This is a genomic window from Ehrlichia japonica (assembly GCF_000632845.1).
Lineage (GTDB): Bacteria > Pseudomonadota > Alphaproteobacteria > Rickettsiales > Anaplasmataceae > Ehrlichia > Ehrlichia japonica.
In genome coordinates, this window is the sequence record NZ_CP007474.1 from 813,964 (window position 1) to 827,612 (window position 13,649).

A 13,649-nucleotide genomic window follows, 5' to 3' on the forward strand; every position below is an offset into this window, starting at 1 on the left:
ATCCAGTACTTCATATAACTTTACAGCTAATATAAAATAATAAATTAACAATTATATCAAATATCCCCACTCTTTTATACGAGTTACAAGATCATAATTAGTATACCTAGACATATCGTAAGATGCAGTAAATGGCTTCATAAACGTTACATAATCCAAAATTAGCTGTTTTAAAGCAACTTCCAATTTCTCCATCAATTCAATATAATTATCTACAGGGATTATTTTAATATCTTCTGAATTTATCTTCCAATACATTAAACCTGAAATATCTTTTTTTAAACTCTGTTTCACCGTTAATGCTTGTATTATCATTTGTAAAGCAGCTCCATAATTAATATCTGACTGCGAAGGAATTGTACCAGTCTTATAATCAATAACTATGACACTACCGTCTTTTAAACATTCTACTCTATCACACCTAGATACCACTTTTACATTACTACAGATCTCCCAAGAAAAAAAATGTTCTGTGATAACTTCATTAATATCATGGCCCCTTTCTAAATTGATTTCAAAAAACTGCTCGGCCATCTTCTGAAATTTAGGCCATAAAATAGTTTCAACTTGAGGAAAATCTTTGTACTTATCCAAGAACTCCGATGTGGCAATTTTTATTAAATCTTCATATCTACTATGTTGATTACTATTGCTTAACAAATATTTATAAAAAATATTATGTACAATGATCCCAAAATCACGCATAGAAAATCTTTCATTAATATCTTTACATGGCAAAACATTCAAAATATTACTCAGATAAAATACATAAGGATTCTTTATCAAAGTTTCTAAAGAAGTAGTAGACAAAATATTAAATGCAACCAACCTTTGACTGATCTCTGGGTTAGGTTGAGGTCTTAAATGCGCTAAATTTTTAACATCACTATACAAAAATCTATCTTGGATCTTCGAATAAATACCACCCTTTAAACTTTCTATATCATAAAGTCTTGCTAAAACCTTCAACCGTCTAATCCAAATAGATTCTTCATTTATTTTCCCAAAGCTTTTCAAAGACTGTGTGATATAAATTTTATCTGCATAAAAAAAGCTATGTAACAAATAAGCAACATAACCTTTTTCCTTTTGAATGGAAGGCAACCCTAATTTAGCACGTATCGACTTGTTTAATAATGTCCCACATGAATTAACGTCATAATTCACTTCATTAAACCCAGCAAAAATAACTACTTCTTTCTTAGATAAGTTAACATTAGATAATTTATAATTTTCTGCAAAGAAAGTACTATTCAAAACTGATACTAAAATCTCATAATATACATCCATACCATATATTTTTATACCATTACATGAGTTTCGAAAATTATCAAAAAATTCTTCAATCTTACTATAATCATTAAGATCAATTATAATATTACCTTTCAATAAATTCTGTATGCATACAATATGAGCTTCTACTATAGAAGACATAATATCATGTTTCACTTTAACTAAAGGCAGTATAACACTTGTTATCTTTTCCCAAAAACATAACAAATCTGGCACTTTTTCTTTTATATTATTTTCTATGCTAAAAAAATCATGACAAGAATAAGACCTGACAACTTTTAGTTCAAAATCTGATATCAAAACGTCATAATCCTCCTTAGCATATCCCAAAGTCACAAAAGGGTGTTTAAGTAATGATAATAATGGGATAGGATTCCATTTACTCATTACAACTTCTAATATATGCAATATAAAAGACAATATAAGATAATCAATATTAGACTGGTCTAATAACTTTTCTGAACTTACAATAGAATTTATTCTTTTAGTCAACAGCAAATTATTTGTAAATACAATAAGATCGCTGCAAGCATTTTCTTTTATAAGCATAGATACAACTTGAGCTTCCTCTTCATCTGAAACACAAGTAATCAATTTAACACGATCATAATCATTATAATTTTGGATTTCATTTTGATGATACTTTTCTAAAAATAAATTAAAATTAAACACACTACTTACAAATACCAAATGATTTGGCTGCCCTAAAAAAATGATATCATTTCTATTAACTTTTAAAACATCTAATAAATTCTTTACATAATACTGATAATGACATTCTTCCAATAACTGCCAATTCTCATCATCAATACTTATATCTATATACGGGAATATTATTGTACTATTAGGCAATTTATATAGAGCCTGAATAAAGTTAACAAAAAAATTATCAAACGTCATACCAGCAAAAATTATAGTGCAATTTAATGCTTCATCTTGTAAATATTTTAATAAATCATTTACATATAAACTTCTATGTTCCAATATATCTAGTACTTTTTCTTTGTTTAAAATTTCTCTCCATTTTTTAGATAATTCAGCAAGAAGTTTAGCAGCTTTTTGACAATGTACTGGTAAATCACAATCAAATAGATACTCTAAATTAGATAGCGGAATACAATGCACATGCATTTCATTCAATAATGAAGACAACTCATAACTTAAAGATAGTGGATAATTATCATTATTTTCAGAATTCCATAACTTTATAAATTCTACTAATAATAAAAGTTTCCTTGTTGGAGTCATAATCCTGACAGAACTGTGTTCATTCGCTAGTAAATCTTGATCTATATTTGATAACGATATAATTCTTACTTGAGCAGGAATATTAGCATGAAAGTGAAGTTTCAATTCATCACATAGCAACCTAACATCTTCTTGGTTTGGCACTACAATTATCATATTAGAAGAAGTTCTAGAACTATCATTAAAGATATCAAATGCAAATTTTGCTACTACAGCTAAAAATGATTCTGAACAATGAACTGAAAAAATCTTTCCCATTAGATTATATTAGACTAAAAAATTATAAAAATAATCAAAAACATAATATATACTTAACAGTAGACTTAACAAATTAAATTAGTTTTTACAATATTTATAGTTATAGCCTTCTTGAAAATATTACAAAAATTAATAAATATACTACCTAATAAAAAAAATAAGTTGATACTTACTAGCAAAACAATAAACAATATACACATGAATATGACAAGTTAATAACATGCAATTTCCTAGCACTAGATTAAGACGCAAACGTTTGAATGGATGGTTACGTAATTTAGTAAGAGAGACCAGTTTATCTACAAATGACCTAATACTACCACTATTTGTACATGATCGTAATGAAATATCAGAACCTGTAAAACAATTACCTGACATAAAAAGATATCCTATCTCTGAATTGTTAAAAATAGTAGAGCAAGCTGCAAGCCTAGGAATAAATGCTGTAGCATTGTTTCCTGTAGTGGAAAATCACTTAAAATCTGAAAATGCAGAAGAAGCATTCAATCCTGACAATCTGGTATGCAGAGCAATAAGAGAAATCAAAAAACATATCCCAACAATTGGCATAATAGCTGATGTTGCATTAGATCCTTACACAATTTCAGGACATGACGGAATTATAGTAAATGAGCAAGTTGACAATGACTCAACTTTAGAAGTTTTACATAAGCAAGCTTTAGTATTAGCAGCAGCGGGTTGCGATATTGTAGCTCCATCAGATATGATGGATGGAAGAATTAAAAGAATAAGAAATTCTTTAGACAATTGTAACTTCCAGAATGTATGCATATTATCTTATTCTGTAAAATATTGTTCTAGCTTTTACAAACCATTTCGCGAAGTTGTAGGATCTCGCTCAAGACCTGAAACAATAGATAAAAGCACATACCAACTAGATATTGCAAACATAAATGAAGCAATACTTGAGGTACAAATGGATATTGACGAAAGTGCAGATATTGTAATGATAAAACCAGGAATGCCATATCTGGATGTAATTAAGTGCATTAGTAGCAGATATAAGATACCAGTATTTGCATATCAAGTCAGTGGGGAATATGCAATGATTAAAGCTGCATCACAAAACCACTTATTAGATTATGACTTAGCTATCTATGAATCTCTATTAGGATTTAAACGCGCAGGTGCAAAAAGTATAATTACTTATGCTGCAATAGATGTAGCTACCATGCTCATAGAAAACAGGATGTAACAGTATACAATTCTACTAAAACATCATTGTTTAGCATGCTATAGTCCATAAGAATTAGATATTCACTGCTTATAGATAAATAGGATAGAAATGTATGATGGCTTATATAGAGTTAATGTGATAAATATAGTAATAAGCTAAAAAACAAAATACCATGTATCAACCATCAATCTTTATCTCTCAACTAAATTATAATCCTGAAAATATTGATCACAATTACGATAAGATTACAAAATCATATCAAGAATCAGTAGATCAAGCAGCTGATATAGTCATATTTTCAAGATATGCAGTATCAGGATATATACAAAAAATTTCAACCTTATATAAAAATTTCTTCAATCAGTGTACCAATGCAATAAATAAATTAGCGCTACAAACCAATAATAAGAATACAGCAATAATTATTGGCAGCATTAAAGAGAAAGATAATGTAATATTTGAAACAATTTATCTAATAAAAAATGGAAAGACCACAGAATTAATAGAATTCCCAGCAGGTTCTCAGTCTTCTGATATCTCAGTAACATTTACAATTGATAATATAAACATAATATTACTCCTTATATCAAGAACACCCAAATTACCTGTCTATAATAATGATACACTATTGCTAATTATGGACAGTACCCAATACACACAAAATACAAATTCAAGAGATAATCTAATTTTAAGATTAACACTTAATAAATACGCAGTATATATTAACCAAATAGGAGGATATGACAATTTAGTCTTTCACGGAAAATCTTTTTTTACTTTCAATAGCAAATATCATTTCTTAAATATGTGGAAAGAAGATAGCAAGCTTTGTAAAATAGACTTAGCAAAACAAACTAATCCTAACATAATACACAATAACATTGAATCAGATTATCAAGCACTAATGTTAGCATTAAGGGATTATATACATAAAAATTCTATGACCAGTGTAATTATGGGACTATCCGGAGGTATAGACTCTGCACTTGTAGCTTCAATTGCAGCAGATGCTCTTGGCCCTAATAATGTACATTCGCTTATGTTACCAACAAAATATACATCTCAAATGAGTATTACTGATTCTAAAGAATGTGCTATGAGATTAGGAATTTCTTATAATATATTATCGATAGAGAAAATATTTCAAACTTCACTCGCAACCTTACACAATACTTTTATAAACACTGAAGAAGATATTACAGAAGAAAATTTACAAGCTAGGATTAGAGGTACTATATTAATGGCATTCAGCAATAAGTTTAAGTTTATGTTATTATCAACAGGTAACAAATCAGAATTATTTGTTGGTTATGCAACATTATATGGAGATATGTGTGGAGGATTTGCCCCAATAAAAGACATATATAAAACTAAAGTATATGAGCTCAGTAGATGGAGAAACAAAAATATACCAGTAAACAGTTTATGTCAGAAAATTGATGTTATCCCTTCTCAAATTATAGAAAAACATCCATCCGCTGAACTACGCTATAATCAAAAAGATCAAGATACTTTACCTGACTACACAACATTAGATTCAGTACTTACATTACTTATCGACCAAAACTATTCTACAGAGGACGTAATAAAAAAAGGATATAATATTCAGGATGTTAATCACATAGTACACTTAATCCAAAAATCTCAGTTTAAAAGAGAGCAAGCTTCTACTGGACCACTAATTAATTAATTGATACAAAAAATACTAACATATCAAAGCTATTATCTTCAGTGTCAAACAGCAAAAACCAACATATTCTTTAATTACACAACATTAGATTCAGTACTTACATTACTTATCGACCAAAACTACTCTACAGAAGACGTAATAAAAAAAGGATATAATATTCAAGATGTTAATCACATAGTACACTTAATCCAAAAATCTCAGTTTAAAAGAGAGCAAGCTTCTACTGGACTACTCATTAATTAATTGATATGAAAACGCTAACTTATTAAAGCTATTATCTTTTAATACTAGACAGTAAAAACTAATTTTATAAACTACCTTATACAATGTAACACAAACTTTTTTGTTATAATATACAAGAAATACCCTAAAATGCTACCCCTTCCCATTCAACAAACTGTCTTTTATTATTTAATATTCACAAATATCAATATTACAGATTTTCCATATAATTCTTTATAACTATACAATTAAAAAATAATTTATTCCCACTAATCTACTTACTAGTACCATAACTAATACAATAGCTAATTAGTCTAATATTTATAAAAAAATATTACTAAACTAATGGAAAAACTGTATTACAAAATAACTAAGTTAACAAATCTTCATTTTCCTTTAACTTGTTCATCAAGTTTTCTGCTCTGTCTAAAACTGATTGTGGAAATCCTGCTAACTTTGCAACATGTATTCCATAAGATTTATCAGTTGATCCAGGTATAATTTCATGTAAGAACACTACTTTTCCATTCCATTCTTCTACTTTCATACAAAAACACTTTATATTCTCTAAATACCCTTCTAACCTTGACAATTCATGATAATGAGTTGCAAAAACTGCTCTACTTTTATTAACATTATGAATTTGCTCAATAACTGACCATGCAATTGACAATCCATCATATGTTCCTGTCCCTCTACCAATTTCATCAAGTATTACAAAAGACTTATCTGTAGCTTGGTTAATTATTGCAGCAGTTTCTGTCATTTCCACCATAAATGTAGAATGTCCAGATGCAATATTGTCAGAAGCTCCCACCCTACTAAATACTTTATCAATAACTCCTATATGAGCATGCTGAGCAGGAACAAATGACCCAATATGAGCTAAAATACCTATTAACGCGTTCTGTCTTAAGAAAGTACTTTTACCAGCCATATTAGGCCCAGTTATTAAATGTACTCTTTGTATTGATGAAAGATCAATATCATTAGCTACAAACTTACCGTTACGCTCAACTACAGGGTGCCTACCCTTTTGAATATTAAACTCATAACTATCATCAACTATAGGTTTAGTATAAGAATATTGTATTGCTAATTCAGCAAAGGAAGTCAACATATCAATCTCAGCAATAACATGTGCAGTCATAGCTATTTTACCTGCATCTTCAACAATACACGTACATAACTGACCAAAAATTTTTACTTCTAAATTAATTGCTGCATCTCTGGCAGAAATTATTTTGCTTTCCAATGCTTTCAATTCACTTGTTGTATATCTAATACTATTAGCTAAAGTCTGTCTATGAATAAAATCTTTATCGCTAATTAAATAGTTTGAAGAAATTTCAACATAATATCCTAAAATGTTATTATACAATATTTTCAAATTCTGAATGTTAGTAATACTACGATATTTATCTCGTAATTTTTGAATTAAATCATTACTATAACTTTGAATATATATATACTCTGACAACTGTGCATCGTAATCAGGATTAATAAATCCTCCATCTTTAACATTATTAACACTATTTGGTATCAACACATTATCAAGAGTCTTACACAAATCATCATATTTCCCTAATCCTACACAGAAATCACTTACAATACTAGAGTCAAATTTATGCAATAAATTTAATAATACAACAGTCTTATCTAAAGTTAATTTTAAGGCATATAAATCCTTAGGTGAACACTTACCAACCTTAATTCTTGTTAAAATACGTTCTATATCTGCAACACCTCGTAATGTCTCCCTAATATCTCTACATAATGCTCTATTATTCACAAAAAATTCAACTATATCTAATCTACGATTTATTGCACAAGAGCATGCTAAAGGGGCTGATAAACATCGTTTTAACAATCTGCCACCACATGCTGTTACAGTATAGTCTATAGAAGAAATTAAGGATCCTTCTAAATCCCCAGATTGCGTATAAAATAACTCAAGATTTCTTAATGCTGCAGCATCTATAAACATAAAATCATGCTTTAAATAAGCTTTTGGAAATTCCAATTTAGGTAGATTCCCTTTTTGTGTAGCCTTAACATATTCCAGTAAGGAGCCACATACAGCTATTTCTTCATTTTTTAAATCACCCAATCCTTTTAAAGTAGATATTCCATAAACACTACATAAAGTATTATAAGATCTACTAACATCAAAAAAGCTACTTGAATACTGAGTCACAGAAAATTTATATTTTTTTAAAATAGAGTATATAAAATCTAACTCCACTAACTTATCAGAAATTAAAATTTCCTTAGGATTAATTCTAAATAAATCACTATCAAGCTTATGTAGCTCTGTTACATGATAATAAAATAAACCAGTGGATAACTCTAACCACGCAATAGCATAATTATTATCAATATTAACTAAACAAGACAAATAATTATTCTCTTTCGCTTCAAGCAAAGAATCTTCTAATATAGTACCTGGAGTAACTATTCTTACAACATCACGTTTTACTAAAGCCTTATACCCTCTTTTCTTAGCTTCCTCTGGCGTTTCCAATTGCTCACAAATTGCTATTTTATAACCCAATTTTACCAATTTATTTAAATAAGATTCACTACTATGAAAAGGGACTCCACACATAGGTACACTCCCTTTCTTAGTTAACACAATGTTCAATGTCTTAGATGCTTCTATTGCATCATCAAAAAATAACTCATAAAAATCACCTAATCTATAAAATAATAAATATTCCTTATACTGATTCTTCAACATCATGTATTGCTGCATTATAGGAGTTATCTTGCTATCATGACTCACTTTTTACCTATTGTTAATCTTTATCTTACAGTATATTATATCCAGTAACTAGAAAAAAGATAATGACTAAAGTGAATAATAAATATTTTAATAATATATAATGACATATTACTAATTATATTTTATAATTAATAAACATGTAGCCTGATCTAATATTTAATTATGGTATTCAAATGCTTACTTTCTTAAAGAAAGGTGCAGATGTTTTTATAAAAGCAGCTATAACACCCACTACCAGTAAATTACCTCACCAAGAAAGTGTAGGTAAATACCTTGGAGGTATTATAAAAAGCATTATCCCAAATCAACAAACACCTGCCGAAAAAAATTTCGACTTAAAAATGCATAATCGAACCTATAAATTGGGGGTAGAGCTACCAGGAAGTACAAGAACAGCCGGCCATGAAACTGAAGTAGCCATGAAGATACCATCCTACAAGTTACCATATCAAGCTATACAAAAATTTGCAGCATGGCAAGAACAAGATAAACAAGGAAATGTTGAAGAAACCCAAAAAGGTACCTTAACATCACTTATTACTCCTCTATCAGCAGCTAAAGAATTAGTTAAGAGCAAAACTGCAGGTCAGTATTTCGAACAACTAAAAGCACTTGATAATCAGCTTAGCAAATCAGGAGGAAAGGTTATAGTAGATTCTACCCCAGGTAGATATAAACAAGGGGTAACTATAGAACTAGATGTTTCTGGAAAATCAATAGAACTGATAGAAAAAGATGTAGCATTCGTCCTACAAAGCCTGGATATACATGATAGCAAATTAGTGCAAACTTTCTCTAAACGGTTATACAAGTCATGTACCGACCCAAAAATGAGTTCAGCCGACATTCAAGATAAAAAAACCAACCATAATACTGACAGCACAGAAAGTTCGCCCATTAATCAAAGACAAGATGTATTATCAGCAAACCAAGAACAAGACAACGATATAGTATCATCAGATCAAGAACAAAATCATAAAGCCTCACAAACTACCAAGCTTGATATATCAAGTAGAGATTTCTCACTTACAAACCCTAAGGATATGCCTTATCCCAAACATCCTCTACAGAATTCACAGATGTTACAACAGTTGCAAAGTCAGATACTAATGCAACAAAAACCTGAAAAAATGCCTACACAGCCTATATCCGCTACTACAAGGCAAGAAGTTGCAGAAATAGCAGAAAATTTATCACAAGGTTTAAGTGAAGATCAAATAGAAAACAGTTCAAGTAAAACGAACAGGCAATTAACCAATTCTAATCCAGGAAAAGCACATGCAAGATAATAATTCTTATGATAACAATAATGTTTTTGCAAAGATTTTAAGAAAAGAACTTCCATGTAACGTAGTATATGAAGATGAGTTTGTATTGGCATTCCACGACATATATCCTCAAGCCCCCATACATATTTTAGTTATTCCAAAAGGTGAATATACATCATTTGACGATTTTAGTGACTCCTCAGCAGACATTAGACACTTTTTTTCTATCGTGAAAAAGATTACTCACGAGTTCCAATTACATAAAACTGGATATAGAATTATTACAAATCATGGAAAGCACGGAGGACAGGTTGTTCCACACTTTCATGTACATATTTTAGGTGAAAAACAACTATAATCATTATATATCTACCTTACTATATGTGGAGTGCATAATAATTCACAAGTTTCATTACTGTCCAATATCCTGATAACACATAATAGAACCATTACAAATCCTGGAAACAAGAAATTTTCCATATTTTCATGTACATACGTAAACAAAGGTACAACCATCATCATTTTTAAATTGAGATTTTTTGGATTAAGTGTACTATGTGATTAACATCTTGAATATTATATCCTTTTTTTATTACATCCTCTGTAGAACAGTTTTGGTTGATAAGTAGTGCAAATACCGAATCTAATGTTGTGTAATTAAAAGAGTATATTGGTTTTTACTATCTGACACTGAAGATAATAACTTTGATATGTTAGTATTTTTTGTATCAATAAAATATAACATGTATATATAAACTTACTGCAAATTCTTATCCAACTAACTAACTGACATATATGTTGTTTCAATCAAAAATAGATTTACACAAACATACAATTATTTAACTCATTTTACATTTAACATTATAAAATTCATTTGACAATAAAATGCTCAATAGCTACATTAAATTTATTACTACAGTACTTGAGTTGCTTTATATGTCTAAAGTAGAACTAACTGGCGTTTTTACAGCACTGGTTACACCATTTAAGAATGACTTCTCTATAGATGAAGATGCATTTTGTGACTTAGTTGAATACCAAATCAACAATAATATTCATGGTTTAGTCCCATGTGGCAGTACTGGAGAATATACTACCTTAAGCTTTGAGGAATACTGCAGAATAATTGAGTTATGTGTTAGAACTACAAATAAACGTGTTCCAATAATAGCTGGGTCAGGATCAAATTCTACGCAGGAAGCTATTAGACGCACATTATATGTTCAGTCTAAAAACGTAGATGCAGCTCTAGTGGTTGTGCCGTATTATAGTAGACCGAGTGATGAAGGAATATATCAACATTTTAAGGCAATACATGACGCAACTAATATCCCAATTATTGCATATAATATACCTAAAAGGGCTGCCGTTGATGCAAGTGATGAATTACTTGCACGGATTTTATCCTTGCCTAGAATCATAGGCATCAAAGATGCAACCGGAGATTTAAGCAGACCTCTCAATTTAAAATTACTAATAGATAAAGAAATAGCTTTATTTACAGGTGATGATTTTACATGCTTAGGGTTTTATGCTCAAAGTGGTAGTGCTGCTGGTTCTATTTCCGTTGTTTCAAATGTAATACCTAAAATATATTCTGATATGCATAATGCATTTTTTGCTAATAACATAAAAGAAGCTATGCATGCAAATTTATCAGTATTTAAATTAGCTAAGGTACTGTTTTGTCAATCAAGTCCTTCACCAGCAAAGTACGCAATTAGTCTAATTAAAAACATATCTCCAATAGTAAGATTACCATTAGTAGAGCTAACTCAAGAGAATAAATTAAAGGTTAAAAAAACATTAGAAGAGTTAAAATTAATTTAAAATTGTTTACGTCTATTAACTTAAGTTAATCACATAATCAAGTAGTAGTGTATTGTGTCCTATGTTACCTAATATGCTTGACATAGTATACCGCAGTGGAATATACTTAATATAAGTTCCACAGCTCTTCCAAAAATTTCCTATTATCAGTATCTTTTCCACGCTGTGATCTATATTTATACAATCAAAATTAACACTAAATGGAGCAACTATGCCAACATCAATGCCAGCAATCCAAGAATCCTTAAGTAATCTTACATCTTCATGGGAAGAATTTAAGACTCTAAATGAAAAAAAGTTATCAGACATCAGAAGAAAAAGTTCTACATATCCATCTATATTAGAAAAATTAGAAAAAACAGAAAATATGCTTGAAATACAAAACGAAAGATTAGATCAATTGGAAATATCATTACAACGCCCTATTACTTATGATAACAAACGCTACAATGAAGATCATAACTACAAAATATTTACACAATATTTGTGTAAAGGCAATAACATTACAGATCAAAGTACTGCAATACAGCCTTTAGATGAATCATATTTTATACCACATAACATATCATCTTATATAGAAAAAAATCTAAACAAGAACTCAGTAATGCGCCAACTATGTTCTATAGAGAAAATATCAGGTGATAGTTTAGACTGCTTCATTACAGACAACAATGAAAGGTCTGTAAACTGGAGAACAAACAATAATGTAGAAGACACAGAATCACCAAAAATTGATAAAATTGCCATTAATTTGCACGAATTATATGCTCAACCAAAAATTACAAAAAAATTATTGGAAGACTCTACTATAGATGTAGCTGGCTGGTTAATTAATCACCTAGTTGATGACTTTAGCAGAGCAGAAAACACCGCTTTTATATCTGGCGATGGAAACAATAAACCATACGGAATATTAACATACGCTTCAAGCACAGAAAATAACCTAATAACAGCCCCAACATTAAGTAGTGATACAATCATCAAACTTTATTATTCATTTGATGAATATTTTTCCAGAAAAGCAGCATTTATAATGCACAGAAGTGTACTACAAGAAATTAGATCTTTAAAATTAGCATCTGGACAATACATCTGGCATCCAGGGTTAACTTCAGGAAGTCCTGATACACTAATGGGACTACCAGTATATCAAACATCTGATATGCCTCAATTAGGTAATGAAACACTACCAATCATAGCACTTGCAGACTTTAAAAGTGCATATAAAATAGTAGAAAATCGTTCCATAAAAACATTAAGAGATCCTTTTACGAGCAAACCCTTTGTTAAGTTTTACACAACAAAACGACTAGGAGGAGCAGTTATTAACAAAAATGCTATAAGATACTTAACAATTAAACAATAAAATCAACAAAAATATAGTGCTTATCTTATAGAAAATGTTATCTCACTATCATCTTATTCATATATAAAATACAAAAGCATATAACACTTCTAAAGTTCTACAATTAATAATGGAAGCATGTAACATATTATATTTATGCCATAACAGAATACATAATGTAGATTTATACGCGAACATATCATTTGAATTTAAATATTCACTTTCAAATGTATGAACAATAACCCTTTAGTATTATGGTATGGTATATATGCATAATAACAGTAGTAGTACACACTAAAATTCCTATATATAATTTTATTTATTATAATAACCTTAATACCACACTTTCTCACACATTATGTTATCTATTATAACAAAACTAACAATATACAGGATTGTTTCCATCACTACTATATTATCAAAGACAACTTCTATCTATACTTCAACTGATTAACAATAACCTAATGTCCTATATTACATAAATAATCTAGTATATCCTGAAATCCCTGCAC

General features: G+C 29.5%; 9 protein-coding genes. 7 read left to right on the plus strand and 2 right to left on the minus strand.

The genetic code is table 11. The features are described 5' to 3' along the window. Nucleotides 1–51 precede the first annotated feature (51 nt). Entirely contained in the window at nt 52–2,799 is a 2,748-nt protein-coding gene (locus tag EHF_RS03245; protein WP_044195173.1) for a PD-(D/E)XK nuclease family protein, read from the minus strand. Between the two features lie 220 nt (nt 2,800–3,019). Here EHF_RS03245 and hemB point away from each other — a divergent pair, with 220 nt between their 5' ends. The 3 genes from hemB to EHF_RS04600 all read left to right on the plus strand — a co-directional run bounded on the left by hemB (nt 3,020) and on the right by EHF_RS04600 (nt 5,930). Beyond that, nucleotides 3,020–4,015 (plus strand): porphobilinogen synthase, encoded by a 996-nt coding sequence (gene hemB / locus EHF_RS03250; protein WP_044195174.1) that lies wholly within the window; start codon nt 3,020–3,022, stop codon nt 4,013–4,015. 154 nt (nt 4,016–4,169) lie between these two features. After that, a complete protein-coding gene (gene nadE / locus EHF_RS03255; RefSeq protein ID WP_044195175.1) occupies nt 4,170–5,687 on the plus strand; it encodes an NAD(+) synthase in 1,518 nt (505 codons plus the stop codon). Beyond that, a complete protein-coding gene (locus tag EHF_RS04600; protein ID WP_084475738.1) occupies nt 5,688–5,930 on the plus strand; it encodes a hypothetical protein in 243 nt (80 codons plus the stop codon). A gap of 349 nt (nt 5,931–6,279) precedes the next feature. On the opposite strand, the gene mutS is transcribed toward EHF_RS04600, so the two are convergent. Further along, nucleotides 6,280–8,694: a DNA mismatch repair protein MutS gene (mutS, locus tag EHF_RS03260; protein WP_044195176.1), complete on the minus strand. Its 2,415-nt coding sequence runs from the start codon at nt 8,692–8,694 to the stop codon at nt 6,280–6,282. Nucleotides 8,695–8,867: 173 nt separating this feature from the next. Here mutS and EHF_RS03265 point away from each other — a divergent pair, with 173 nt between their 5' ends. The 4 genes from EHF_RS03265 (at nt 8,868) to EHF_RS03280 (ending at nt 13,158) form a co-directional block, all read left to right on the plus strand. Next, entirely contained in the window at nt 8,868–9,983 is a 1,116-nt protein-coding gene (locus EHF_RS03265) for a hypothetical protein (protein WP_044195177.1), read from the plus strand. Continuing rightward, nucleotides 9,973–10,320, plus strand: coding sequence for a histidine triad nucleotide-binding protein (locus tag EHF_RS03270; protein ID WP_044195178.1), 348 nt, complete (start codon nt 9,973–9,975; stop codon nt 10,318–10,320). The genes EHF_RS03265 and EHF_RS03270 overlap by 11 nt, the downstream gene beginning before the upstream one ends. 578 nt (nt 10,321–10,898) lie before the next feature. Continuing rightward, nucleotides 10,899–11,792, plus strand: coding sequence for a 4-hydroxy-tetrahydrodipicolinate synthase (gene dapA, locus EHF_RS03275; protein ID WP_044195180.1), 894 nt, complete (start codon nt 10,899–10,901; stop codon nt 11,790–11,792). Nucleotides 11,793–12,003: 211 nt separating this feature from the next. Next, complete coding sequence (locus EHF_RS03280; RefSeq protein ID WP_044195182.1) at nt 12,004–13,158, plus strand: phage major capsid protein; 1,155 nt, start codon at nt 12,004–12,006, stop codon at nt 13,156–13,158. Nucleotides 13,159–13,649 lie beyond the last annotated feature (491 nt).